The organism is Streptomyces sp. NPDC085481 (assembly GCF_044541845.1).
Lineage (GTDB): Bacteria > Actinomycetota > Actinomycetes > Streptomycetales > Streptomycetaceae > Streptomyces.
On the sequence record NZ_JBITTJ010000005.1, the window covers coordinates 117356 to 140260 of the forward strand.

Here is a 22905-nt window from a genome sequence, read left to right on the forward strand (position 1 = left end):
CCGGGCACAACCGGCACCCGGGGTGCGCCGCCGTGGCCTTTCGGGGCCCCGGCGGCGCACCCCTTCCACTCCACCTCAAGCAAAGGCTCATCACCGTGGATCAGGCCCTGCTCGACTGGTTCAGGACCGGCCCCGACGACACGGCGGCGAAGCAGCCCGCACCCCCCGTACGCCTCGCCCCGGCGCTCCCGGCGCTCTCTGGCCCCCCGAAGCCCCCCGACCTCACCCCCGCCGCCCTGGCCGCCGCACCCCCCGGCCGGCGCGCGCACCTGCTCGGCGACTACCTCTGCCAGGAGATCGGGCGCGTCCTGCACTGCCCGGCCGAGGCCGTCGACCGCGACCAGACGATGACCGACCTCGGTGTCGGCTCGATGACCGGCCTCGAACTGCGCAACCGCATCGTGGCGACCCTGGGCGCCGCCCCGGCACTCACCACCATCCTGCGCGCCGAGAACGTCCGCGAGCTCGCCGCCCACCTGGAGGGCGTGCTCGCGTGACCCTTTCACCCCCGCCCCCCAGGGGCGCCGAACTGTGGCTGCTCCGCCAGCCCGAGCCCGGGACCTGCACCGGAGTGCTCGACCTCGACGAGCTCGACGACACCGAACGCAGCCGGGCCGGCACCTGCCGGCGCGAGTCCGGCCGCCTCCTCTACAGCTCCGCCCACATCGCCCTGCGCCGCCTGCTCGGCGCCTACCTCGACACCGCCCCCGCCGAGCTCGTCTTCGGGCGCGCCCCCTGCCCGTGCTGCGACGAGCCGCACGGCAGACCGGTCCTCGAGACCCCCGAGTCGACCCTGCACTTCTCCCTCTCCCACGGGAACGGGATGGCCCTCATCGGGGTGTCGCCGCTGCCCATCGGCGTGGACGTCGAACGCGTCCCCACCGGCGAGACCGCCCGCGTGTGCTTCCCCGCGCTCCACCCCGACGAGCGCTCGGAGCTGGGCGGGGCGGCCGACGGCGTGGACGCCGTCTCCTTCGGCCAGCTGTGGACCCGCAAGGAGGCCTATCTGAAGGGCATCGGCACCGGCCTCGCCCGCGACCTGGCCGCCGACTACCTCGGCGCCGACACCGCCCGCCGCCCCGCCGACTGGGCCGTCCACGACGTGCCCTGCGGCCCCCGGCACATCGCCGCCGCGGCCCTGCGCGGCCCGGAGCCGGTGGAGTCCCTGCGCGTGCACTGGCTGCCCATGGACTGCCTGTACCGCGACGACCCCCGGCCGCTGGACAAGCAGCACACCTTCCTGGGAGAGCTGGTCGCCTGACATGCCGCTGTACGAGCTGACCGCGCCGGCCACCCCCCACGAGCCGGCCGTCGGCGCCGGGCCCCTCCCGTACGAGACGACCCTGGTGCTCCTGCACCACGCCGGCGGCTCCTCGCGGGGCTTCGGCCCCTTCCTGCCGCACCTGCCCCGCAGCTGGCGGGTCCTGGGCGTGGACCTGCCCGGCCGGCTGCTCGACCGGGGCGCCGCCCGGTGCCGTACCGCCGAGGAGGCCGTCGAGCTCGTCCACCGCGAAGTGTGGCCCGAACTCGACGGTCCCTGCGCCGTGTTCGGCCACAGCATGGGCGCCCTGCTCGCCTTCGAGCTCGTACGCCGCCTGGAGGCGGAGGGCCGCGCCCCCGACTGGCTGGGCGTCTCCGGCAGCCTCGCCCCCCACGCCCGGCGCGCCGCGACGGCCACGGTCCTGCGGCACGCCCTCGCCCCCACTCCAGGGCAACCCGAGGCCCTGGCCCGGCTCGTGGCCCGTACCGTACGGGACGACCTCACCCTCGTGGACGGGTACGAGTACGCCGCCGGCCCGCCCCTGCGCACGCCCCTGGCCGTCTTCGGCGGCACCGACGACCCGCTCGCCCCGGCGTCGCGCCTCGGCGCCTGGTCGGCCCACTCGCCGCACCCCGTCGCGTACCACCTGTGGCCCGGTGGTCACTTCTACCTCTTCGATCACGCCGAGGCCGTCTGCGGGGCCGTCCGCGCGCACATGGCGAAGGCCCCCGCGCCCCGGGGCTGAGGGGCGGGAGCCTTCGGTCCCATGGGGGGGCCTGGAGGCCTGGACCGCTACTGGCGGGTGCCGGTCTCGGCCGCCCGCGCGATCCGGTCCAGGAGCTGGTGGTGCTCCACCGCGTGCGCGAAGTCGGGCACGACCCTCGTCCCGTCCTCGATGTCGGTGCGCAGCTGCGCGTACGCGTGCGCGACCGCCTCGGCGGGACCGCTCACGCCCGGCAGGTTCCGGTAGCGCTCGGGCACGGGCAGCACCGAGAGAGTGGAGTCGCCGCCGCGCGCGCCCGCGATCTCGAACTGGCCGAACTGGAGGTGCCCGGAGCCGCCGGTGATCACCAGGTCGCCCTCGGTGCCGTTGATCTCCCAGAGCAGGTTGGTGCCCCGGCTGGAGCCGCCCCGGTAGTGCAGGGAGGCCACCGCGCCGTTCTCCAGCTCACCGGAGACGGCGATCTGGTCCTCGGCGGTCATCGTCAGGAACTCGCCGGTCTCCGCGACCCGCACCCGCGGCCGGCGGGTCGCCGTCGTGGCGCCGAGCGAGGCGAAGCCCGACAGGCACATGGTCAGCGCGTCGAGGGTGTGGCCGAAGGGGATCGTCATCAGGCTGGCGCCGTTGGCCCGGTCGGTGGTGTACGCGCCTCCCGCGCCCACCACCGGACCCCAGCCGCCGCCCGAGCCGACCAGGGTGGTGGACAGGACCTCGCCCACGTACCCGTCGGCGATCAGGTCGCGTACGTAGCGCACGCCCGGCGCCGAGCGGGCCTGGAGCCCCACGGCGGTCCTCGCCCCGAGCCGCGCGGCGAGGGCCGCGAGCTCCTCCGCCTCGGCGAGGTCGACGGCCAGCGGCCACTCGCTGAACACGGCCTTGCCCGCCTCCAGGGCCGGCACGATCAGCTCGCGGTGCCGGGGCACCCTGACCGCAACGACGACGAGGTCGATGTCGTCGTGGGCGGCGAGCTCGGCGGGGTCGGTGAAGGCCAGCGGCACCCCGTGCTTCTCGGCGGACCGGGCCGCCGCCTCCGGCGTGGAGGCGGTCAGACCGCGCAGCTCGAAGCCCTCGACGGCCTGGAGCGCGGGCAGGTGGCCACGGGAGCCCCAGCCGCCGTTGGCGCTGAGGCCGACGACGCCGACTCCGAGGGGCTTGAGGGAACCGGTGCTCTGTGTCATGGAAGGTGTACCCACTTAACGTCGGTCCTGCGGTGAACTGTTCAGGCGGCGGCGAGCCGCTCGTACGACCCGCGGTAGAAGACCAGCGGCGCCCCGTCCTCGCGGCTGCTCAGACGGTGCACCCGGGAGACGATCACGTCGTGGTCCCCGGCCGCGTACTCCGCCTCCACGGAGCACTCCAGCCAGCCGATGGCCCCGTCCAGCACGGGCGTCCCGTTCGGCGTGGCGGTCCAGCGCACCCCGCGGAACTTGTCGTCGCCGCTGGTGGCCAGGCGGTTGCTGAGCTCCCGCTGGTGCTCGCCGAGGATGTTCACGCAGAAGCGCTCGGCGGTGCGGACCTGCGGCCAGCTGGTGCTGTTCCGCGCGATGCAGAAGAGGACGAGGGCCGGGTCCAGGGACACCGAGGTGAAGGAGTTCACCGCGAGACCGACCGGTGAGGCGTCGCTCTCCCGCAGCGCGGTCACCGCGACGACGCCCGTCGTGAACCGGCCCAGGGTCGCGCGGAATTCCTCGTGGCTGATGTGGCTGACGTGGGTGGTGGAAGGCGAGGGCATGCCTCCATGGTTGGGGCGCCCTTCGGGACGGACAAGTGCGTGGTCGACCTATTGCCGCCGCCAACACCGAGATCCGGACGGCGGGCCTCAGACGGCGCTGCAACCCCCGTCGACCGGCACCGCGCCACCCGTCACGAACGAGGCCTGGTCGCTGAGCAGCCAAGCCGCCGCCCGCGCCACCTCCGCCGGCTCGGCGAGCCGCTGCTGCACGGCCCGCGCTACGGCGCCCTGCTCCAGCTGCGGTACGGCCTCGATGGCCTGCTCCATCAGCTCGGTGCGCGTGGCGCCCACCATCAGGGCGTTGATCCGGATGCCCTGCGTGCCGTACTCGGCGGCCGCGGCCCGGGTCAGGCCGAGGACGGCGTGCTTGGCGGCGACGTACGGCGAGACCGCCCCGGTCGCGAAGGAGCCGGCGGTGCTGGAGGTGTTGACGACCGCGCCGCCCGAGTCCTGCCCCAGCATCACGGGCAGTTGGGCCTTCAGACAGTTCCAGACACCGCGCACGTTGACGTCCATGATCCGGTCGTAGACGGCGTCGTCCGTCTCGTGCAACCGGGTGCCGATCGAGCCCCAGCCGGCGTTGTTGAAGGCCCCGTCGAGGGAGCCGAAGGCGGCGACCGCGCGCTCGACGACCCGCTCGGCGTCGGCCGGGACCGTCACGTCCCCGGTGACCGCCTCGGCCCGCCCGCCGTCGGCGCGGATCTCCGCGGCCAGCTTGTCCAGGGCGTCCGTCCGGCGGGCCATGAGCACCACCGCGGCCCCCTCGGCCGCGAACAGCCGGGCGGCCGCCGCGCCGATCCCGCTCGAAGCCCCCGTGACCATGACGGTCCGGTCGTTCAGCAGTCCCGTGCCCTGTCCCATCGCGGTGCCTCCCCGGTGACCGGAATCGATTGCGAAGAAAGGTATCTGCGGGGGCTGTGGGCCAGGAGCGGATTTCGGCCACGGTCATCGCGTGCGGGTCTATAGGATCACCGGCGGACGTCGACCAGGACGTCAGACCTGGAGGACCAGCCCATGACCCCGTCCCGCCGCACCGTCCTGCTCGCCGCGGGCGCCGGATCCGTCGCGCTCTCCGTCGCCGGCACCGGCACCGCCACGGCCGCCGAACCGCTGCCCCCGCGCGGCCCGCGCACCGGCGACAACCCGGTCGTGCGCGAGAACCTGGCGGAGGGCTCCGACGAGTGGAGCGTCGGCAGCCGCGAGACCTGCGGCGTCGACCTCCGGAACCCCCAGATCCAGGCGTACGCATCCGCCGCCTCCGTCACGCCCGGCGAGACGCTCACCCTGCGCCCCGCCTCCCGCACCGGCTCCCGCACCTGCACGGTCGAGGTCTACCGCCTCGGCCACTACGGCGGCGACCGCGCCCGCCACCTGCTCACCGCCGAGGACGTCACCGTCGGCCGGGCCTGGAAGCTGAAGGTGCCCGGCACCTGGGTGTCCGGCCTGTTCCTCGCCGTCCTCACCACGCCCGAAGGCCACCGCGCCTACACGCCCTTCGTCGTCCGCGAGCCCGCCCGCCGCTCCGACGTCCTCGCCGTCGTCCCGCTGAGCTACGCGGGCCGCCGCCCCTACCCGGGCCTCGGCATGCCCGCCGCCTTCGGCGCGGACGCGAGCGCCTCGCGCTGGCTGGAGGAGGCGGGCTACGACGTCACGTACGCGACCGAGGACGACGTCCGCGCCCGCCGGATCGACCCGCGCCGCTATCCGGCCGTCGTCCACCCGTCGGCGGTCGCCCTGCCGCGCCCGCTGGCCCTGGCCGAGCCGGGCCACACGGACGAGCGGACCCGCCGCGAGGCCGCCGAACTGGTCGACGGCCTGCTGCGGTAGCCCTCTGCGGTCAGGGCGTCAGGCGGCGGTTCAGCAGACCCAGAAGCTGAAGTCGCCGCCGACCCAGCCGACGAGCGTCCGCTCGTCCCAGATCGTCACGTAGCCGTCGGGCGCCACCTCGAAGCGCACGGTCATGGTGTCCGCGGTCACGGCGCCGCCGGTCACCACGCCGATCAGCCGCTGGGTCCGGTTCGGCCGGGCCCGCAGCGGCAGCTGGAAGAGCTTCTCGCCCTGCGTCCAGGCGGTGCCGTCCGCCTTGGACAGCGAGAAGTGCACGTGTACCTGGTCGCCGGCGGTCCGGAACTGGGGCACGTAGTTGACGCTGTTCGGCGTGTACACCGCCTCGTTGAACGGGACGGTGACCCACGGGTTCGTGCCCGGGTGCGGGAAGCGGGCCACGTTCAGCTGCCGCACGCTGTCGGGCTTGGCCGCGATCCCGAACGCCAGCGTGTCCTCGTACACGCATATGCCCTCGGGCTCACGGTTGGTGAGCCCGGGGAACGCGGTGATCTTCTGCGACTGGAGCACGGTGCCGGAGGCCCAGTCCGTGCAGGTCACGGTGAAGTTGTCGACGTTCTGGTCGCCGTACAGGTGGTAGACGTGGTCGCCGAGGCTGGTGAAGCCCTGGAGGGTCTTCCCGGAGGCGCCGAACGGCAGCGTCTGCAGCGGAGTGAACGTTCCGGCAGCGGCGGCACCCAGGTCGTAGCGGTCGATGCCGCCCTCGGCCGTCGGCGACGACACGTTGTTCGACTGCCAGCGGAAGATCAGCTGGCGGCGGGTCGGGTCGATCGAGGCCGACACCCGGTGGACGTTGGCGCGGGGCGTCTTGACGACGGCCGCGTCGGAGGCGTCGGCGGTGGCGTTCGGCACGTACGGGATACGGGCGAGCGCCGTCGCCCAGCCGCCGCTCGGCACGGCGCCGGTCCAGATGTGGGTCCCGGCGGCGCTCCGCTCGACGCACAGGCCGGTCCCGTGCCCCGATCTGCCGATGAACATCTTGTCCAGGAGCGTGCCGTCGGCGGTGAGACGCGAGACGGTCACCCGGTCCATGTCCTCCGGCGTGCCGTCGGGCTGGCACACGTACCAGAGCTGGTCGACGGACTCCCAGAAAACCGACTGCGCGACGCTGACGGGCGAGGCGAGGGTGGCGCCGGCGAGCAGCGTGGGCGTGACGGCGGAAGCGAGCGTGATCAAGTGAGGTCTCCTCAAGGACAGGCAGGAGAGGCCGAGCCTACGACCAGAGCCTCTCCCGCCTGCGGGGAGGTCACCTGGAGGCGCTGAGGAACGCCGCCCATGCGGTGGGGGAGACGGAGAAGGAGGGGCGGGTGGTGTCCTTGGAATCACGGACATGGACGGCGTGGGGGCAGGTGGCGACCTCGACGCAGTCGCCACCCTGGTCGCCGCTGTACGTGGACTTCGTCCAGGCGAACGCGACCTCGACGCATTCGCCGCCCTGGCTGCCGCTGTAGCTGCTCTTGAACCAGCTGAGGTCGGTGCTCATAGCTCTCGTGCCACCTGTTCGATGAGTCGTACGGAGTCCTCCGGGGTGAGAGCCTGTGCCCGCAGGGTGCTGTAGCGGGCGAAGACGTCTCCCACGTCCGGCTGTTCGCTGAGAAAGTACCTTCCGCCTTGCCCTTCGACATAGACGAGTTGTCTCCGACGCCCCTCGGTCTCCAGCAGGGTGAAGGGCCCGTTGAGCCCGGCGTGGGTTTTGCGGTTCTCCGGCATGATCTGGATCGTGACGTTGCGCAGGTCTGCACACTCCCGCATGTAGATCAGGTTCTTCCTGAGCACATCCTTGCCGCCGAGGGGCTTGGTGAGGGCGGCCTTCTCCAGGACGAAGGTGACGAAGGGCGCGGGTTTGCGAAAGAACACCTGCTGCCGTGCCAGCCGCGCCACGACGCTGGCCTCGATCTCGTCCTCCTCGAGGGCCGGGACGGCGCTGTCGAAGACGGCCCGCGCGTACTCCTCGGTCTGGAGGAGCCCAGGGATCACGTGGTTCTCGTACTTATGGATGCCCGCAGCCTTGGCTTCCTCCTCCAAGTAATCCTCGAACCACGCCGCCACTCCGCTCGCCGTCACCTCATCCGCGATCTCAAGAAGTGCACCTTGTGCACCCAGCAACGGGTCGACGATCTCGACGAACCGACCCCTCGGTCGCCGCTGCCCGCTCTCGATCATCGCCACCTGGGACTTGGAGTAGCCGGTCTCCTTGCCCACTAAGTCCTGCGACACCTTCGCCCGTTCCCTGTAGAAGCGCAGCAGCCTGCCGAAGGCCTTGGCGGCTCCTGGACCGCCCGTGTTCCCTTTGTTCACAGCCCACCTCCCCGAGTGCACAGTCCGCCGCAAACAACCTGTGGCGCTGGTCACAGTAGAGCGGCACCGGAAAGCTGGCGTCATGAATTCGCGCAAGTCACTTGACAGGGTGCCTGCTTGGGTACCCGCGGCCGGTCACGCCCTCCGTCACGCGGGCGTTCACTTCGACGCCGTACGGATCGGCGGGTTCCTCGGGGAGGACGTGGCGTACCGGCTCATGGAGTTCACGGACTTCCACGCCGGGCCGATCGTCCGCGAGGCGACCGGCGGGAAGAACCTCTACTTCCTCCTCCCGCCCGCCTCCGCCGCCGCGTACGCCTGGCCGGCTCCGGTCCGTGCGCTGACGCGCGACGGCCGGAGCGAGGCGTTCGTGGGCGTCCCGGCGCTGCACGGGACGACCTGGCCGCTCGACTGGCGGTCGAGGCCGACCGCCGAGGACCCGTTCGTGGAGCCGGCGCTGCTGCACGAGATGGTGAGCCGGGCGACGGTGGAGTGGGTCAGGCGATGAAGGTCTCGGGGGCGATCGCCGGTTGACCTTGACACGGTGACAAGGTCTTCACTGCTTCCCGAGGAGGTGGTCCCGATGACCATGAAGAGGCAGGAAGCGGATGTGATGCGAGTGCTCCAGGGGCTGGAGGACAGCCGTCCGTCCGTGCGGCTGCGGGCAGCCCTGGCGGTCGGTACGGCGCCTGACCCGCGCTTCGTCGACAAGCTCGTCGAGCGGTGCGCGATCGAGCCCGAGTTCTTCGTCCGCGACATGCTGACCTGGGCACTCACCCGCCACCCGGTGTCGCTGACGCTCCCCGAGCTGCTCCGCGAAGTCCGCTCGGAGCGTGCGCAGGCACGCAGCCAGGCGCTGCACACACTGTCCAAGATCGGGGACCGGCAGGCGTGGCCGGCGATCACACGGGCCCTGTTGTCCGACGCCGACGACGAGGTGGCGAGGAGCGCCTGGCGGACGGCGGTCGTGCTCGTGCCGGAGGGGGAGGAGCCGGCCTTGGCCGCGGTGCTGGCGACGCAGCTCGGGCGCGGCGAGCGGGAGACGCAGCTGAGTCTGAGCCAGGCGCTGGTCGCGCTGGGTGAGGTGATCGTGCCGGCCCTGCATGCCGCGACGACGGTCTCCGACCCGCGTGTGTCCGCGCACGCGCTCGCGACACAAAGGCTGCTGCGCGACCCCGACGCGGGATTCGGGTCGGCGATCGAGGAGGCCAAGCGCGCCGTGGCCCTCACCGGGGCCCCCACGACGGACGATGACAACCGTGCTGATCGGTGAGGTGTCGAGACGGTCCGGGGTGAGTGCCCGCATGCTCCGGCACTACGAATCCCTCGGCCTGGTGCGGCCTTCGGGCCGTACGGGGTCCGGGTATCGGGAGTACGCCGCGGAGGACATCCGGCGGATCTTCCACATCGAGAGCCTGCGGTCGCTGGGCCTGTCGCTGCGTGAGATCGGGCGGGCGCTCGACGATCCCGGCTTCGCGCCATCGGCGCTCGTCGGCGACCTCATCCGGGAGACGCGCGACCGCATCGCGGCCGAGACCGAGCTGCTCACCCAGCTCCGCCGGATCCAGGCCGCGGACCCGGTCGGCTGGGAGGAGGTGCTCCAGGTCGTCGCGCTCCTCCAGGCGCTTGGGTCGAAGAGCGCCACTGCGCGTCAGCGCGCGGTGCTGCTCGCGGGCGACGAGGTGCCGGTGCCGGTGGAGGCTCTGGTCGAGGCGGCACTGAGCGAGACGGAGCCGAACGTCGCCGGGGCCCTGCGATGGGCGCTCGCGCGATCGGACGAGGGCGCGGTGGCACTGCTGGCGGAGGGCCTCCGCTCACCCGTGGCCGCGGTGCGGGAACGTGCCGTTCAGGCCCTCGTCGAGCTGCCCGGTGACGAAGCCGCCGGGCAGCTGCGGGATGCCCTTGCGAGCCCTGATGTCGTGGTCCGCGGGCATGCGGCTCTGGCTCTCGGTGCGCGGGGTGTGGTCGATGCGGTCCCGGTGCTCGTCGACATGATCGTGGGGGGAAGGAACGACACCGATGCGGCCGATGCGCTGGGCGTGCTGGCGAGCGACTCCGCGACGGCGGACCGGATCGCGACCGCGATCGTCGACCGCCTTGCCGACGACACCGCCGGGTCAGCCGCCCGCGGGCGGCTGACCCAGGCGCTGGCGGACATCCCGGGGACGACGGCATCACGTGCCCTCGTGGAGCTGTCGCATGACGAGGACCGTGCTGTCGCGCTGACCGCCACGTACCTACTCCGGTTCCGCGAGGCGCGGTGACGGATCTGCTCCCGCTGATCCGCTCCCCCCCGGCCGGTCGGTCGACGGCCGGCCGGGCGTGGCGTTCTCCGTGCCGGTCTCGGACCGGGAGCGCCCCGGTCGGGGTCAGTAGGGCAGCTTGAAGTAGGTGGTCTTGCAGTTGAACGGGGTGCCGCCGGCCCCGTTCTGGCGGCACGTCACCATCTTCATCTGGTCGCCGGCGCGGCCGAGGTAGTCGTAGTCGAGCGGACCGGAGGACGAGTTGTCGCCGTTGGCGTCGTAGGCGAAGGCGACCTGGTCGCCGCCGAGGGTCTGGTTGTAGACCGTGGTGACGATGCGGTAGCCGTCCCCGTGGGTGTCCATGGCGTAGATGACGCCGTAGCCCTCGGTCATCACCTCGTACGCCCCGTACCCGTACGTGGAGGAGCTGGCGTACCCGATGTGGGTCTCCAGCGGGTAGGCCTGGGCGCTGGGTGCGGCGACGAGGGTGGCCAGCAGGGCGGCGCCGAGGGCGAGGCCGGCGCGGAGGGTTCGCGTGCTCATGGGGTTCCTCTCCTGGTCGGGACATGCGTCTTCCGGCCACTCTGGGGCGGGGAGGCGAGTGGCCGGAAGGAGGGCGGGGCCGTCCCGGACTGTCCCGGACAACCCCGTTGCCACGCATGGCCCCTTGGCGCGCCACGCGTGGCCGCCCCTCAGGACGCGAGGGCCGTCAGGAGGCGAGGCTCCTCAGAACGCGGGGCCCGTCAGAACGCGAAGACCGTCGCCTCCGCCGTCCGCGCCCGCATCTCGCACGTGTTGCCGTACCGGGCCGACCAGCTGACCCGCTTGCCCTGCCAGACGCCGTCGCCGGTGACCGTGACCGGGTCCCACTCGCGCGTACAGGGGCGGTCGCCGGTCGACTTGGTCACCTGCCGGAAGTCGCCCCCGGCGGCGGTCATCTCCGCGCAGGCCGACTCGGCGTCGGGGTGGGTGCCGCCGGCCGCGGGGGAACAGGTCAGGGTCACCGCCCGGACGACGGTGGCCGTCGACGCCTTCTCGCCCTTCCCGATCGTGAGCACGAGCGCCGAGGGCGGGTACAGGCTGCTGGGCGCGGCCTGGGCGCTCGTGATCGCGGTGCCGACGAGGGCGATGCCGGTCGCGGTGGCGAGAGCGGCGGCGCCGAGTGAGCGGAAGTAACGCACGGGGTGTCCCTTCGCGTGGAGAAACGGGTGGTGTGCCCGGGGGTGGGTGCGAGCCGAGTGGCTGCGGAGTGGAGTCTTGCTGACGCGGAGGGTGATCGCACATCTGTCGGAAGTTTCCGGCCGTATACAGGCAACACGGCCCGACCGACTGGTCGTTCGGGCAGGCGGGAGCGGGTGTGGGACCCTTCGGCGAGTCGCCGGTTCCGCTTCGGCCGCTCGGCCGTTCAACTGCGAACGACCCTCTGACCTGCGGACATTCGAAAGAAGTTCCGACTTGGAGTACTTGTGTGCGGTTCGGGACGACCGGAACCTCCCCCATGGGGCGGAGGTGGTCCGTACGGGCGGACGAGGCGGCCGGACCCGGGTCCGTAACGCGATGGCGACATCCGTCAAAAGGCGGGGCTGCTGGCGGAGTTCCAAGCGTTGTCCCGCCCCGAGGGGCAGGCCATGCGGATCCTGGAGACGGACGGCACCGTCCTGCGCGACTGGCGAGCCGGTCCGGATGACCGGGCCAATCCCGAGATCGACCGTGGACAGCTCCGGGACCTCCTGCTCGGCCCTCTCGACGTCCAGTGGGATCGGGGCGTGAGGCAGGTGGTGCCGGGGACTCGGGACGGCGTACTGGTCCATTTCGCGGACGGGCGACAGGAGACGTTCGACCTCCTGGTCGGCGCGGACGGCGCTTGGTCCCGAACACGGCCGGCAGTCTCCTCGGTGACGCCGCACTACGCCGGCGTCACCTACGTCGAAACCTCCCTCGACGACGTCGACACCCGCCACCCTGACCTCGCCCGGCTGATCGGCGACGGTTCCATGGCCGTGTACGGCGTGAACCGAGCACTCGTCGCCCAGCGCAACAGCGGCGGCCACGTCAAGATGTACGCCCAGTTCCGCGCGCCGCTGGACTGGCACACGAACCTGGACCTGGCCGACGTCGAGGCCGTCCGATCGAGTCTGCCGGCTCTGTTCGACGGCTGGGCCGCTCCCGTCCTCGACCTCCTCCGCCCCGGCACCGCTTTCGTCCACCGCCCCCTCTGCGTCCTGCCTGTGTCCCACACCTGGACCCACGTCCCCGGGGTGACGCTCCTGGGTGACGCCGCCCATCTGATGCCCCCGTTGGGGGCGGGCGCGAACCTGGCGATGCTGGAAGGCGCCGAACTCGCCGAGTCCATCGCCACCGCCACCGGCCCTGGAGATCTGGACGAGGCCGTCCGCGCCTTCGAGGAACGGATGTGGGCACGGGCCGGCAGGTGGGCGAAGATCACGACGGCCGGTCTGGAACGCCTCGTGAGCCCGGACCCCGCCGAAGCCCTCACCCTCTTCGGCCAAGTCCAGCCATCCTGACTTCGTCCTCGTCCTCGTCCTCGTCGGGCGCGGGCGTATCCGGGTCGCATAGCGGGCGCAGGACACCGGCGGCCGGGACGCTGGCGGTGAAGCTGTAGCGGCCGAGGAGGTTCAGGACGACGCTCCGTGCGCGGGGCGTGATGCGCTAACACGCGCAGCAACGGCTGAGGTCCTCCTCGCTGTCGGCCTTCACGACGTACACCTCCCAGCGCTCCCGGCCGGGCCCGGTCACCCAGACCTTGTCCTGAAGGGCGTAGCAGCAGGAGGTGTCGGTCTCCTCGGAGGTGGCGAGCCCGGCCCCCGTGAGCCGGCTGCCGGCGGCGGTGACCTCCTCGGTCGAGGCGACCTCGACGCCGAGGTGGTCGAGGCGGGTCTCCTCGTCGGGTGACCCCTCGATGAGGACGAGCTTGAGCGGGGGCTCGGCGATGGCGAAGTTCGCGTATCCGGGGCGGCGCTTGGCGGGCTCGGTGCCGAAGAGCCTTGCGTAGAAGGCGATCGAGCCCTCCAGGTCGGCGACGCGCAGGGCGAGCTGGACGCGGGACATGGCGGTCTCCATTCTCGGGAAAACCTGTATCGACGTTCGTCGATACAGTCGACCTTGGCACTGGCATCGATGTCTGTCAACATAGAGGAATGTCGATACAAGCTTCGCCCGCATTGCCCGTCCTGGGGCAGGACGAGACGGTGGCGTGCTGTGCGCCGATGGTCCGCGAGCCGCTGGGCGCGGAGGCCGCGGCCGGTATGGCGCGGATGTTCAAAGCGCTGTCCGACCCGGTCCGGCTGCGGCTGCTCTCGCTGATCGCCTCTTACGAGGGCGGCGAGGCGTGCGTCTGCGACCTCACCGGCCCGTTCGACGTCTCCCAGCCGACCATCTCCCACCACCTGAAGGTGCTGCGCGAGGCCGGCCTCGTCGACTCCGAGCGCCGCGGCACCTGGGTCTACTACTGGGTCCTCCCCGACGCGCTCACGCAGATGTCCGCCCTTCTCAAGGCCCCCGAATGACCGTCCCGCTCGCCCGCCGCGCCGCCGCCGAGGCGCTCGGCACGGCCGCCCTCGTCGCCGTCGTCGTCGGCTCCGGCATCCAGGCCACCGCGCTCACCCGGGACGCCGGCCTCCAGCTCCTCGCCAACTCCCTGGCCACCGTCTTCGGCCTCGGCGTCCTGATCGCCTTCCTCGGCCCGGTCTCCGGCGCCCACTTCAACCCGGCCGTCACCCTCGCCGCCTGGTTCACCGGCCGTCGCACCGGCGACGGCCCGACGGCGCGCGAGGTCGCCGCGTACGTCCCCGCCCAGCTCGCCGGGGCCGTCGGCGGCGCCGTCCTCGCCGACGCCATGTTCGGGGAGCCCCTGGTGGCCTGGTCCACCCGCGACCGGTCCGCCGGACACCTGTGGCTCGGCGAGGTGGTGGCCACCGCCGGGCTCGTCTGGCTGATCCTCGGCCTGACCCGGGCGGGCCGCGCCCCCTGGGCGCCGGTCGCCGTCGCCTCGTACATCGGCGCCGCCTACTGGTTCACGTCCTCCACCAGCTTCGCCAACCCGGCCGTCACCGTCGGCCGCACCTTCACCGACACCTTCGCGGGCATCGCCCCGGCGTCCGTCGGCCCCTTCGTGGCCGCCCAGTCGGCCGGTGCCGCCATCGGCGTGTGCCTGGCCTTCGTGACCGCCCCGGCCGGGCCGCGTACGCCGGCCACGACCCCCGCCCACCCCGTACAGGAAGGCGCCCTGACCCGATGACCGCCGCTTCCGCCGCTTCCGCCGCTCCCGCCGTGCCCTCCGTGCTCTTCGTCTGCGTGCACAACGCCGGGCGCTCCCAGATGGCCGCCGCCTTCCTCATGCGCCTCGGCGGCGACCGCGTCCAGGTCCGGTCGGCGGGCTCCGCGCCCGCCGACGCCGTGAACCCCGCCGTCGTCGCGGCCATGGCCGAGGCCGGCGTCGACATCTCCGCCGAGATCCCCAAGGTCCTCACCACCGACGCCGTCCGCGCCTCCGACGTGGTGATCACCATGGGCTGCGGCGACGCCTGCCCGGTCTTCCCGGGCAAGCGCTATCTCGACTGGAAGCTCGACGACCCCGCCGGCCAGGGCGTCGAGGCCGTACGCCCCATCCGCGACGCCATCGAGCAGCGCGTCCGCGGACTGCTCGCCGAACTCGCGGTCCCGGTCCGGGCCGCCTCGTAGACCGATTCTCCGGAGGGTGAAGAACGGGGACCGTCCGGCCGACCGGCAGGGAGCCCGCGGCGGGACCCCCTGCTGCGGCCCGGCCTACCCCTTGCTCACCGCCGCCAGGATCTCCGGCAGCCGCCCCGCCACCCGCGGGGCCGCCAGCTTCAGGCCGCCCCAGGTGAGCAGCGCGCCGTACAGCGTGCCGGCCGGGAACAGCAGCCACAGCAGCGACTCGTGGTCCGCGACGTGGAGGTAGATCGTCACGGCGATCACCGGCGCGCACATCAGCGCCGCGGCGAGCATGCCGCCGAAGATGGAGATCCAGGCGAGCCCGCCCTGCCCCGGCGCCACGTTCTTGTACGCGCTGTCCTGCGGTATCGAGTACGGGAAGTTCGCCGAGGCGACCGCACCCGTCGCCATCATCGCGCCGAGCAGCGCGAACGCCACGCCCATCGCCTCCGGCAGCTGGTCCCAGGCGCCGAGGATGCCCGCCGTCACTCCCGTCACCAGGGCCGTGTACGGCACGGTGACGGTCAGCAGGGCGAGGGCCCGGGCCCGCAGCTCGGCGTACGCGTCGGCCTTCGTCGCGATGGTCTGCGCCACCATCCAGAAGGCGGAGGTGTCCTGGCCGAACTGGTTGTACATCAGCATGCCGAGCATGCCCGAGGCGAAGCACGCGAAGTAGATCGAGCCCGTGCCCTGGAGCGCGTTGAAGAGCGGCACGATCGCGCCGATCGCGAGCGAGGTGACCCAGCCCGCCTTCGTCTTCGGGTCGCGCCAGATGTAGCGCAGGCTGCGCTCCATCACCGTGCCGGTGCGCCCGCCCGGAAGGAGCCGGCCGAGCAGCCCGGAGGAGGCCTTGTCCTTCGACGTGTCGGCGGCCGCGCCGATCGTCGAGCCGTCCGGCTCCACCATGAGGCGCACCAGGGACCGCTGCCACCAGTAAAGGAGTGCCACCACCGCGCCCGCGGTGAGCAGCAGCTTGGCCGCGGCGACGACGTAGTCGCCGTCGCCCGCCGCGTCCACCGCGGAGATCGCGGAGGCCGGCGGCAGCCAGCCGACGACCTCGGCGGCCGGCTCGACCGCCGAGAGCCCGCCGGCCTGACTGAGCCGCTGGGCGCCGAAGTTGACCACCTGCATGCCGACCGCGATCACCAGACCGGAGAGCACGGCGAGGTCGCGACCCTTGCGGGAGGTCAGCAGCCGTACGTTGGCGGCGGCCACCGACCGCGAGAGCGCCACGCAGGCCAGCAGGACCAGCGGTACGGCGAGGACGGCGACGACCGTCCCGGCGGCGCCCCGCGCGAGCGCCAGGACCGCGCCGACCGTCAGGCACAGGGTGAAGGCGGGGCCGATGCCGACCAGCGAGGCCATGAGCAGCGCCCGTACCAGCGGCCGGGGCCGCAGCGGCAGCATCACGAGCCGCGAGGGGTCGAGGGTCTCGTCCCCGCTCGGCACGAACAGGGGCATCACGGTCCAGGACAGCGCGAGGACCCCGGTGAGCAGGACCGTGACGGTCGCCGCGTCGGAGTGGCCGCGCAGCAGCACGGCGCCGAGCAGCAGGAAGCCGGCGAAGACCGCGGCGAAGACGATCGAGATGGCGTAGACGGCGGTCCTGCCGCCCGACTGCTTCAGCCCGTTGCGCAGCAGCGACAGCTTGAGCCGGACGAAGACCGAGGTCAGCGACGGGGCGGCCGCTGCGGCGGCGGCGGAGGGGGCGGGCGAGGTGGCGGTGGTCATCGGGCCGGACCGCCCAGCCAGTCCAGGGACTCCCCGGCGGCCTCGCGCCCGTTCGCGCCGACCAGCTCCAGGAACGCGGCCTGCAGCGACGGCGCCGCGCCCCGTACCTGCTCCAGCGGGCCCTGCGCGCGGATCTGGCCCGCGGCCATCACCGCGACCCAGTCGCACAGCGACTCCACCAGCTCCATGACGTGGCTGGAGAAGACGACGGTGGCGCCGGAGGCGGTGTAGCGCTCCAGGACGCCGCGGATGGTCTGTGCGGAGACGGGGTCGACGCCCTCGAACGGCTCGTCCAGGAAGAGGACTTCCGGGTTGTGCAGCAGCGCGGCGGCCAGGCCGATCTTCTTGCGCATGCCGGTCGAGTAGTCCACGACCAGCTTGTTCTGCGAACCGGCCAGGTCGAGCACGTCGAGCAGCTGCGCGGCGCGCTTGTCGACCTCGGCGCCCGGCAGCCCGCGCAGCCGGCCGCTGTACGCGAGGAGTTCCCGCCCCGAGAGGCGCTCGAAGAGCCGCAGTCCCTCGGGCAGGATGCCGATCCGGGCCTTGACCTCGGCGACGGACTCGGGGTCGGCCCACACGTCGTGGCCGGCGACCAGGATCCGCCCGTGGTCGGGGCGGAGCAGACCGGTGATCATCGAGAGGGTGGTGGTCTTGCCGGCGCCGTTGGGGCCGACGAGGCCGATGAACTTGCCGGCGGGCAGGACGAGATCGATCCCGTTCACCGCGATCTGCTGGCCGAATCGTTTCCACAGACCCTCGACGCGGACGGCGGGCACCGCACCACCGTCAGGTGCGCCGCCCGCCGATTCGACCGCTCCGTCAAATGCCTGGTCAGGCATCATGTTGCGTCAACCCCTAGGTTGTCCCCGTACTAACGAGGACACCTTACGGCCGAGGCCCTTTCGGCCACAGAGGCCGAAGGTCCCCGGTCAGCCCCGCCGGGTCCGCGCGTCCGCCGCCTCCCGCCCGCACGCGTACGCGAGCGGACTGATCAGCTCCTCGGCGTCCGGCAGCCACCGGTTCGCCGGAGTGGGCCGCCGGGCCCACTGCACCGCGCCGTGCCCGCCGACCCGGGTCGGCGGCGCCGCCACATAGTGCCCCTCGCCGCGCGTGGTGAGGTCGATCGAGGACGGCACCCAGCCCAACTTGCGTACGAGGTCGGGCACCTTGACCGAGGCGCCCGGCAGCACGAAGAAGAACATCCGGCGGTCGGGCGCGCAGGTCACCGGGCCGAGCGTCAGTTCCATGCGTTCCATGCGGGCGAGGGCGAGGAAGCCGGCCGACTCGGGAACCTCGATCGCGTCGAAGGTACGGCCGGTCGGCAGCAGGATCGACGACTTCGGCTGCTTCGACCACATCCGCCGCGCCCCGACCGCGCTGCCCGTCGCCTGGGTCGACCAGTCGGGCCGCGCTGGGTGTGCGCCGGGCGAGGGGCACGCGTCCGCGCCGCAGGAGCAGCGTTCCCTGCCCTCGACCGCCTCCAGCCAGGTCCCGGGGAACACGTCCCAGTGCCGCTCTTCCGCGTACCGCACGGCGCTGTCCAGCAGCTGCTCGCCTCGCTGCTTGGGGATCTGTGCGGCTTCCGTGACTCCGATGGTCTCTTCCACGTCGAGCTCAACTCCCGCCGTCACCTGGGGTTACGGGCGCGGCCGCGAGCGGTGTGGAGCATCGATCCTGCATGCGGGGCGCACGGTTGCACGAACGGGGGCGCGCGCGGGGCAGGGGAGCGGCGGGCGGGTATCCCCTTGCCGGGGGGCGTCGGCTGGGTGTTGCCCGGAGGGCTGCGCGGCCGACGTGTCCGGTTTCGCGTGTTCACATCGGCATTGACCGGATATCTGCCGGGCAGTGATCAGTCCTGTTGATCAACTCGATCGACGGGACCACGGCATCACCCGCACGGCCTCAGGGGGTAGTCAACATGGCAGCCAGGCCACTCGTCGCCCGTCAGCCCAACGAACGGCTGCAGGCGCTCATCCAGGAGGCCGGGTGCTCCAACGCCGGCCTCGCCCGCAGGGTCAACATGGTCGGCGCGGAGCGCGGCCTCGACCTGCGGTACGACAAGACCTCGGTGGCGCGCTGGCTGCGCGGGCAGCAGCCGCGCGGCCGGGCGCCCGGCATCATCGCCGAGGCGCTGGGCCGCAAGCTGGGCCGCACGGTCACGATCGACGAGGTCGGCATGGCCAACGGCCGCAACCTCGCCTCGGGCGTCGGGCTCCAGTTCGCGCCCACCGTGCTCGGCGCGATCGAGCAGGTCTGCGAGCTGTGGCGCAGCGACGTGGGCCGGCGGGACTTCCTGTCGGGCTCCACCGTCGCCGCCTCCGCGCTCGTCGAACCGAGCCGCGACTGGCTCATCACCGGCGCCGACGCACAGGTCGCGCGGGCCGCCGGGGCGCGCGTCGGACCCTCGGACGTCGCGGCGGTGCGGGCGATGACGCGCGCGCTGGTCGACCTGGACCGGCAGTTCGGCAGCGGGCACGTGCGCCCGGTCGTCGTCCACTACCTCAACAGCGTGGTGTCGGGCATGCTCTCCGGCTCCTACCGGGAGGCGGTGGGGCGCGAACTGTTCGCGGCCGTCGCCCGGCTGACCGAGCTCGCCGGATACATGGCCGTCGACACCGGCCAGGCCGGTCTCGCCCAGCGCTACTACATCCAGGCCCTGCGGCTCGCCCAGGCCGCGGGCGACCGCGCGTACGGCGGCTACGTCCTCGCCGCCTCCATGAGCCACCTCGCCGCCCAGCTCGGCAACCCGCGGGAGATCGCCCAGCTCGCCCGCGCCGCCCAGGAGGGCGCCCGGGGCCATGTGCCGCCGCGCGCGGAGGCGATGTTCCTGGCGGCGGAGGCACGCGGCCACGCGCTCCTCGGCGACGCGCACTCCTTCGCGCTGGTCGCGGGGCGCGCGACGCGGGCCCTGGAGCAGGCCGACCCGGAGTCGGGCGACGACCCCGACTGGATCGCCCACTTCGACGCCGCCTACCTCGCCGACGAGCTGGCCCACTGCCACCGCGACCTCGGCCAGGCCCAGGAGGCGGCCCGCGCGGCGCGCGAGTCCCTGGCCGGCCACCCGGAGAGCCGGGCCAGGCGGCGGGCGATCGGCCTCGCGCTGCTCGCCTCCGCGCAGGTACAGCAGCGCGAGGTCGAGCAGGCCTGCCAGACCGGCACCCGCGCCCTCGAACTCCTCACCACGCTCCGGTCCTCGCGCGGCACGGAGTACCTGGCGGACCTGAAGGAGCGCCTGGAGCCGTACGCGGGGGAGGCGGTGGTGCGGGAGTTCGGGGCACGGCTCGAGCTGCACGCGGCGTAGGGGTGTGCGGGGACCAGGCCGGCGGCGGGTCCGTGGGCGCACGCGCACAGCGTCGAAAGTCACACGTGGGTCAGACGTGTGTGCGGGCGCGGGGGCACACCCGGTAGCGTGAGCCGACGGTTCCGTAGGTCCATCAGTAGGAGTCCCGGTGACGCACAACGGACAGGGTCCGGAGCAGCAGCATCCGGCCGCCCAGGGCGGCCCCATGTGGTCTGCCGCCCAGCCCCTCCCTCCTGAGGCGACCCCTGGCGGCCCCTCGGACGCCCAGGCGACCCAGTACCTCCCGCCGGTGCCGGCCCAGCCGCCGGCGCCCCCGACGGCCCCGCCGGCCGGCTACGGCTATCCCCCGGCGCCGCAGCAGGGGGGCGGCTACGGCTACCCGCCCGCTCCCCAGGCACCCCAGCAGGGGTACGGCTACCCGCCGGCCCCTCAGCCGCAGCAGCCGCCGCAGCAGTCTCAGCCGCAGCAGCCGCAGGCCCAGCAGCAGCCTCAGCCCGGGTACGGCTACCCCGGCCCGGCGGCGCCCGCCTCCGACGCGCAGGCGACGCAGTACCTGCCGCCGGTCGCCCCCGTACCGCCGCCGGGCGGAGACTCGCAGGCGACGCAGATGATCCCGCCGATCGCCGGCGTCCACGGCGGCCCCGGCGCCCCCGGCGCGGGCCCCGACATGCAGGCGACCCAGTACATCGCGCCCGTACCCCCGCAGGGGCCGGCCGCCCAGGGGCCCGGGCAGGTGCCCGGGGAGCGGCCGCCGCTCGCCGACTTCGACAACCTCTTCCGCAGCGAGACGCCCCAGCAGGCGCCCGCGCCCCACCACCAGGCGCCCGCGGCCCCGTACCAGCCGCCGGTCCAGAACCACCAGCCCACCGTCGGCCTGCACCACCAGCCGCCGCAGCCGCCCCAGCAGCAGTACGGGCAGCAGCCGCCGCAGCAGTACGGCGGCTTCCAGGACGCCTATTACGACGACGGTGCCGGTGCCGAGCCCGAGCCGCCGCGCCGCAGGTCGCCGATCGCGCTGATCGCCGCCGTCGTCGCCGCCTGCGCCGTGATCGGCCTCGGCGCGGGCGCCCTGCTCAGCGGCGGCGACGAAGACGACAAGAAGGACGCGAAGGGCGGCCAGAACGTGGCCGCCAGCTCCGCCGCGCCCTCCGGCCAGGCGACCGAGAAGGCCGCCGACCCCGCGGAGGCGCAGGCCAAGGCCCTCGACAAGCTGCTCGCGGACAGCAACAACAGCCGCGACGCCGTGATCCGCTCCGTCGAGGCGATCAAGAACTGCACCAACCTCGACCAGGCCGCCACCGACCTGCGCGGCGCCGCCGAGCAGCGCCGCGGCCTCGTCACCCGGCTCCAGTCGCTCACCGTCGACCAGGTGCCGAACAACGCGGCGCTCACCGCAGCCCTCACCAAGGCCTGGCAGGCCTCGGCCTCCGCCGACGACCACTACGCGGCCTGGGCCGACCAGATGAAGGGCAAGAAGGCCTGCAAGGGCGGCAAGGCCCGGTCCACCAGCCAGACGGTCGAGGCGAACAAGAAGAGCGCCGAGGCCACGAACGCCAAGCGGCAGGCGGCCGGGCTGTGGAACCCGACCGCCGAGAAGTACGAGCTGACGAAGCGCCAGCCCACCCAGCTCTGAGGCGCACCCGGCTCTGAGGCGCACCCGGCTCTACCGGAGCCTTCGCCTCCGCTCGCTAGGGCGCGGCGAGCACGGTCTCGCCCACGTCGACGAAACCGGGCTTCTGCGCCACGAGCCGCCCCTCGCGCACCACCTGGAACGTGACGTCGTGGTTGACGATCCGGGGGAAGCCGGGGGCACCGAGCAGGTCGTCGTAACGCCAGCGCAGGGCGGGCGTGAGGCCGCCGGTGTCGACCGTGACGCCCTTGTCGAGGGCGTGGGTGATCCGCACGGCGGAGACGCCGTCGCTGTCCAGCGACTCGACGACCCGCTTGAGCACGGTGTAAGCGATCCAGGTCGTCTGCACGCCCGGGTCCGCCGGGTCGACCCGGTTGTCGACGAAGGCGTGCTCCTGGATCACCTTCCGCATCGGCGCCCAGCTCTTGTCGCCGGCCTCCGGGTACCAGCCGGTGACGTAGGCGCCCTCGAAGGGGCTGTGCGCGCCGCCCGTACGGTCGATGAGGGGTTGCCCGACGCTGCCGAGGACGGAGGAGATGCGGACGTCGTCGCCGCCCTCGCCCTCCTCGGGCTCCGGCAGCCGGCGGAAGGAGTCGAAGAACGTCTGGGTGCGCTCGCCGAGCACGGCGGTGACGCAGCCGTCCTCGTCCCCGGCCCGGCTGCGCGCGCGGCTGGCCTGCGCGGTGTACTCGGCGGCGTCCTCGACGGCCGGGATGTCGACGGCGCCGCGGTGGCTGGCCTTGCGCAGGCCGGCGTTGAGCAGGTCCGGGAGCTTGTCGCCGGCGAGGGTGTCGGGGCGGACGAGGGAGACCTTGCGGCAGCCCCCGGCGAGCTGCATGCCGTTGCCCGCGATGAGGGAGGCCTGGCCGCCGTTGACGGGATAGGAGAGGGGGCTGGTGAACTCGTCCTCGGAGATGCCGTAGCCGCCGATGTACGGGATGCCGGCGGCCTCCAGCGGGGCCATGAAGGCGCGGCCGTTCTGGCTGTACGAGCCGACGACGGCGACGGCGTTCTCGCGGACGGCCCGGCGGGCGCAGGCGGCGGCGCCGGAGGTGGTGTTCTGCTCGTTGCAGGTGAGGACGCGGAGTTCGTGGCCGTCGATGCCGCCGTTGGCGTTGACCCAACGGGCGTACGTCTGGGCCATGGCGGGCATTCCGGGCATATTGGTGGCGCGGGTACCGTCGGGGGCCCAGGTCATGACGGTGACGGGCTCCCTGGAGCCCCCCGTGGCCCCAGGGAGTACGCCGCAGCCGGTGAGCAGCGACACCCCCGTCGCCGCGGTCGTCACGTACGCGAGCAGTGAGATAAGTCGCCTACCGGTCATGACCATGCACAATTCCGCCTCGCAGGTAACGCGGGAGTGAGCAAGGTTCAACAAGGGGTGACGGCAAGGTGAATTACGGGGGTTGGATCTCGTCCGAATCACGGGGGCCGGTCAGGGCGGGCAT

The 22905-nt window shown here is 72.9% G+C and carries 25 protein-coding genes and 1 pseudogene; 13 read left to right on the plus strand and 13 right to left on the minus strand.

Going from position 1 to position 22905, the window contains the following annotated elements; genetic code table 11:
* Window positions 1–95: 95 nt before the first annotated feature.
* The 3 genes from ACIGEZ_RS13420 to ACIGEZ_RS13430 are packed head-to-tail and all read left to right on the plus strand — an operon-like array spanning window position 96 to window position 2006.
* Complete coding sequence (locus ACIGEZ_RS13420) at window positions 96–497, plus strand: acyl carrier protein (protein ID WP_399829944.1); 402 nt, start codon at window positions 96–98, stop codon at window positions 495–497.
* Window positions 494–1261 (plus strand): 4'-phosphopantetheinyl transferase family protein, encoded by a 768-nt coding sequence (locus ACIGEZ_RS13425; protein WP_399829947.1) that lies wholly within the window; start codon window positions 494–496, stop codon window positions 1259–1261. The genes ACIGEZ_RS13420 and ACIGEZ_RS13425 overlap by 4 nt, the downstream gene beginning before the upstream one ends.
* A gap of 1 nt (window position 1262) precedes the next feature.
* Entirely contained in the window at window positions 1263–2006 is a 744-nt protein-coding gene (locus ACIGEZ_RS13430; protein ID WP_399829950.1) for a thioesterase II family protein, read from the plus strand.
* A 47-nt stretch (window positions 2007–2053) separates the two neighbouring features.
* Here the strand turns inward: ACIGEZ_RS13430 and ACIGEZ_RS13435 are convergent, their stop codons facing one another.
* The 3 genes from ACIGEZ_RS13435 to ACIGEZ_RS13445 form a co-directional block, all read right to left on the minus strand.
* Window positions 2054–3160, minus strand: coding sequence for a Gfo/Idh/MocA family oxidoreductase (locus tag ACIGEZ_RS13435; protein WP_399829953.1), 1107 nt, complete (start codon window positions 3158–3160; stop codon window positions 2054–2056).
* Between the two features lie 41 nt (window positions 3161–3201).
* Complete coding sequence (locus ACIGEZ_RS13440) at window positions 3202–3714, minus strand: flavin reductase family protein (RefSeq protein WP_399829955.1); 513 nt, start codon at window positions 3712–3714, stop codon at window positions 3202–3204.
* 87 nt (window positions 3715–3801) lie between these two features.
* The gene (locus ACIGEZ_RS13445; RefSeq protein ID WP_399829957.1) at window positions 3802–4575 is read right to left on the minus strand and encodes an SDR family NAD(P)-dependent oxidoreductase; all 774 of its coding nucleotides are present in this window, start codon (window positions 4573–4575) and stop codon (window positions 3802–3804) included.
* Between the two features lie 153 nt (window positions 4576–4728).
* Here ACIGEZ_RS13445 and ACIGEZ_RS13450 point away from each other — a divergent pair, with 153 nt between their 5' ends.
* Window positions 4729–5541 carry a N,N-dimethylformamidase beta subunit family domain-containing protein gene (locus tag ACIGEZ_RS13450; RefSeq protein ID WP_399829960.1) on the plus strand — a complete coding sequence of 271 codons (813 nt, stop codon included), beginning with the start codon at window positions 4729–4731 and terminating at the stop codon, window positions 5539–5541.
* Window positions 5542–5571: 30 nt separating this feature from the next.
* On the opposite strand, the gene ACIGEZ_RS13455 is transcribed toward ACIGEZ_RS13450, so the two are convergent.
* The 3 genes from ACIGEZ_RS13455 to ACIGEZ_RS13465 all read right to left on the minus strand — a co-directional run bounded on the left by ACIGEZ_RS13455 (window position 5572) and on the right by ACIGEZ_RS13465 (window position 7857).
* A complete protein-coding gene (locus ACIGEZ_RS13455; protein WP_399829962.1) occupies window positions 5572–6735 on the minus strand; it encodes a hypothetical protein in 1164 nt (387 codons plus the stop codon).
* A gap of 70 nt (window positions 6736–6805) precedes the next feature.
* Window positions 6806–7042, minus strand: coding sequence for a DUF397 domain-containing protein (locus tag ACIGEZ_RS13460; protein ID WP_399829965.1), 237 nt, complete (start codon window positions 7040–7042; stop codon window positions 6806–6808).
* Window positions 7039–7857, minus strand: coding sequence for a helix-turn-helix domain-containing protein (locus tag ACIGEZ_RS13465; RefSeq protein ID WP_399829967.1), 819 nt, complete (start codon window positions 7855–7857; stop codon window positions 7039–7041). Before ACIGEZ_RS13465 ends, ACIGEZ_RS13460 begins: the two co-directional genes overlap by 4 nt.
* Window positions 7858–7939: 82 nt before the next feature.
* On the opposite strand from ACIGEZ_RS13465, the gene ACIGEZ_RS13470 reads away from it, so the two are divergent.
* From ACIGEZ_RS13470 to ACIGEZ_RS13480, 3 genes are all read left to right on the plus strand, one after another.
* Window positions 7940–8365, plus strand: a complete 426-nt coding sequence (locus ACIGEZ_RS13470) for a hypothetical protein (protein ID WP_399829970.1) — start codon at window positions 7940–7942, stop codon at window positions 8363–8365.
* 75 nt (window positions 8366–8440) lie between these two features.
* Window positions 8441–9130: a HEAT repeat domain-containing protein gene (locus ACIGEZ_RS13475; protein WP_399829972.1), complete on the plus strand. Its 690-nt coding sequence runs from the start codon at window positions 8441–8443 to the stop codon at window positions 9128–9130.
* Window positions 9117–10121: a MerR family transcriptional regulator gene (locus ACIGEZ_RS13480; protein ID WP_399829975.1), complete on the plus strand. Its 1005-nt coding sequence runs from the start codon at window positions 9117–9119 to the stop codon at window positions 10119–10121. Before ACIGEZ_RS13475 ends, ACIGEZ_RS13480 begins: the two co-directional genes overlap by 14 nt.
* Before the next feature lie 105 nt (window positions 10122–10226).
* Here the strand turns inward: ACIGEZ_RS13480 and ACIGEZ_RS13485 are convergent, their stop codons facing one another.
* Window positions 10227–10643, minus strand: a complete 417-nt coding sequence (locus tag ACIGEZ_RS13485; protein WP_399829978.1) for a hypothetical protein — start codon at window positions 10641–10643, stop codon at window positions 10227–10229.
* Window positions 10644–10843: 200 nt separating this feature from the next.
* Window positions 10844–11281: a subtilase-type protease inhibitor gene (locus ACIGEZ_RS13490; RefSeq protein WP_399829981.1), complete on the minus strand. Its 438-nt coding sequence runs from the start codon at window positions 11279–11281 to the stop codon at window positions 10844–10846.
* Window positions 11282–11674: 393 nt separating this feature from the next.
* On the opposite strand from ACIGEZ_RS13490, the pseudogene ACIGEZ_RS13495 reads away from it, so the two are divergent.
* Window positions 11675–12625 (plus strand): annotated as a pseudogene (locus ACIGEZ_RS13495) (FAD-dependent oxidoreductase); the annotation flags it as partial.
* A gap of 145 nt (window positions 12626–12770) precedes the next feature.
* On the opposite strand, the gene ACIGEZ_RS13500 reads toward ACIGEZ_RS13495, so the two are convergent.
* Window positions 12771–13169 carry an ArsI/CadI family heavy metal resistance metalloenzyme gene (locus ACIGEZ_RS13500; RefSeq protein WP_399829984.1) on the minus strand — a complete coding sequence of 133 codons (399 nt, stop codon included), beginning with the start codon at window positions 13167–13169 and terminating at the stop codon, window positions 12771–12773.
* Between the two features lie 158 nt (window positions 13170–13327).
* Here ACIGEZ_RS13500 and ACIGEZ_RS13505 point away from each other — a divergent pair, with 158 nt between their 5' ends.
* The 3 genes from ACIGEZ_RS13505 to ACIGEZ_RS13515 are packed head-to-tail and all read left to right on the plus strand — an operon-like array spanning window position 13328 to window position 14801.
* Entirely contained in the window at window positions 13328–13627 is a 300-nt protein-coding gene (locus ACIGEZ_RS13505; protein WP_399830586.1) for an ArsR/SmtB family transcription factor, read from the plus strand.
* Window positions 13624–14358 carry an aquaporin gene (locus tag ACIGEZ_RS13510; protein ID WP_399829986.1) on the plus strand — a complete coding sequence of 245 codons (735 nt, stop codon included), beginning with the start codon at window positions 13624–13626 and terminating at the stop codon, window positions 14356–14358. The genes ACIGEZ_RS13505 and ACIGEZ_RS13510 overlap by 4 nt, the downstream gene beginning before the upstream one ends.
* Entirely contained in the window at window positions 14355–14801 is a 447-nt protein-coding gene (locus ACIGEZ_RS13515; RefSeq protein ID WP_399829989.1) for an arsenate reductase ArsC, read from the plus strand. The genes ACIGEZ_RS13510 and ACIGEZ_RS13515 overlap by 4 nt, the downstream gene beginning before the upstream one ends.
* An 84-nt stretch (window positions 14802–14885) precedes the next feature.
* Here the strand turns inward: ACIGEZ_RS13515 and ACIGEZ_RS13520 are convergent, their stop codons facing one another.
* The 3 genes from ACIGEZ_RS13520 to ACIGEZ_RS13530 form a co-directional block, all read right to left on the minus strand.
* Window positions 14886–16526, minus strand: a complete 1641-nt coding sequence (locus ACIGEZ_RS13520; protein WP_399829992.1) for a transporter — start codon at window positions 16524–16526, stop codon at window positions 14886–14888.
* Window positions 16523–17365: an ABC transporter ATP-binding protein gene (locus ACIGEZ_RS13525; protein WP_399829995.1), complete on the minus strand. Its 843-nt coding sequence runs from the start codon at window positions 17363–17365 to the stop codon at window positions 16523–16525. The genes ACIGEZ_RS13520 and ACIGEZ_RS13525 overlap by 4 nt, the downstream gene beginning before the upstream one ends.
* A gap of 90 nt (window positions 17366–17455) precedes the next feature.
* Window positions 17456–18133 (minus strand): bifunctional DNA primase/polymerase, encoded by a 678-nt coding sequence (locus tag ACIGEZ_RS13530; protein ID WP_399829998.1) that lies wholly within the window; start codon window positions 18131–18133, stop codon window positions 17456–17458.
* A 311-nt stretch (window positions 18134–18444) separates the two neighbouring features.
* On the opposite strand from ACIGEZ_RS13530, the gene ACIGEZ_RS13535 reads away from it, so the two are divergent.
* Both ACIGEZ_RS13535 and ACIGEZ_RS13540 read left to right on the plus strand, forming a co-directional pair.
* Window positions 18445–19827, plus strand: a complete 1383-nt coding sequence (locus tag ACIGEZ_RS13535; protein ID WP_399830000.1) for a transcriptional regulator — start codon at window positions 18445–18447, stop codon at window positions 19825–19827.
* Window positions 19828–19975: 148 nt separating this feature from the next.
* The gene (locus ACIGEZ_RS13540) at window positions 19976–21460 is read left to right on the plus strand and encodes a hypothetical protein (RefSeq protein WP_399830003.1); all 1485 of its coding nucleotides are present in this window, start codon (window positions 19976–19978) and stop codon (window positions 21458–21460) included.
* Between the two features lie 55 nt (window positions 21461–21515).
* Here ACIGEZ_RS13540 and ACIGEZ_RS13545 read toward each other — a convergent pair whose 3' ends face one another.
* The gene (locus tag ACIGEZ_RS13545) at window positions 21516–22781 is read right to left on the minus strand and encodes an ABC transporter substrate-binding protein (protein WP_399830006.1); all 1266 of its coding nucleotides are present in this window, start codon (window positions 22779–22781) and stop codon (window positions 21516–21518) included.
* Window positions 22782–22905 lie beyond the last annotated feature (124 nt).

What these genes read in the sequence shown, in the direction of transcription:
- ACIGEZ_RS13430 (WP_399829950.1), top strand. Translation starts at nt 1,263, where the DNA reads ATGCCGCTGTACGAGCTGACCGCGCCGGCCACCCCCCACGAGCCGGCC.
- ACIGEZ_RS13435 (WP_399829953.1), bottom strand. Translation starts at nt 3,160, where the DNA reads ATGACACAGAGCACCGGTTCCCTCAAGCCCCTCGGAGTCGGCGTCGTC.
- ACIGEZ_RS13440 (WP_399829955.1), bottom strand. Translation starts at nt 3,714, where the DNA reads ATGCCCTCGCCTTCCACCACCCACGTCAGCCACATCAGCCACGAGGAA.
- ACIGEZ_RS13445 (WP_399829957.1), bottom strand. Translation starts at nt 4,575, where the DNA reads ATGGGACAGGGCACGGGACTGCTGAACGACCGGACCGTCATGGTCACG.
- ACIGEZ_RS13450 (WP_399829960.1), top strand. Translation starts at nt 4,729, where the DNA reads ATGACCCCGTCCCGCCGCACCGTCCTGCTCGCCGCGGGCGCCGGATCC.
- ACIGEZ_RS13460 (WP_399829965.1), bottom strand. Translation starts at nt 7,042, where the DNA reads ATGAGCACCGACCTCAGCTGGTTCAAGAGCAGCTACAGCGGCAGCCAG.
- ACIGEZ_RS13470 (WP_399829970.1), top strand. Translation starts at nt 7,940, where the DNA reads ATGAATTCGCGCAAGTCACTTGACAGGGTGCCTGCTTGGGTACCCGCG.
- ACIGEZ_RS13475 (WP_399829972.1), top strand. Translation starts at nt 8,441, where the DNA reads ATGACCATGAAGAGGCAGGAAGCGGATGTGATGCGAGTGCTCCAGGGG.
- ACIGEZ_RS13485 (WP_399829978.1), bottom strand. Translation starts at nt 10,643, where the DNA reads ATGAGCACGCGAACCCTCCGCGCCGGCCTCGCCCTCGGCGCCGCCCTG.
- ACIGEZ_RS13500 (WP_399829984.1), bottom strand. Translation starts at nt 13,169, where the DNA reads ATGTCCCGCGTCCAGCTCGCCCTGCGCGTCGCCGACCTGGAGGGCTCG.
- ACIGEZ_RS13505 (WP_399830586.1), top strand. Translation starts at nt 13,328, where the DNA reads ATGGTCCGCGAGCCGCTGGGCGCGGAGGCCGCGGCCGGTATGGCGCGG.
- ACIGEZ_RS13510 (WP_399829986.1), top strand. Translation starts at nt 13,624, where the DNA reads ATGACCGTCCCGCTCGCCCGCCGCGCCGCCGCCGAGGCGCTCGGCACG.
- ACIGEZ_RS13515 (WP_399829989.1), top strand. Translation starts at nt 14,355, where the DNA reads ATGACCGCCGCTTCCGCCGCTTCCGCCGCTCCCGCCGTGCCCTCCGTG.
- ACIGEZ_RS13520 (WP_399829992.1), bottom strand. Translation starts at nt 16,526, where the DNA reads ATGACCACCGCCACCTCGCCCGCCCCCTCCGCCGCCGCCGCAGCGGCC.
- ACIGEZ_RS13525 (WP_399829995.1), bottom strand. Translation starts at nt 17,365, where the DNA reads ATGCCTGACCAGGCATTTGACGGAGCGGTCGAATCGGCGGGCGGCGCA.
- ACIGEZ_RS13535 (WP_399830000.1), top strand. Translation starts at nt 18,445, where the DNA reads ATGGCAGCCAGGCCACTCGTCGCCCGTCAGCCCAACGAACGGCTGCAG.
- ACIGEZ_RS13545 (WP_399830006.1), bottom strand. Translation starts at nt 22,781, where the DNA reads ATGACCGGTAGGCGACTTATCTCACTGCTCGCGTACGTGACGACCGCG.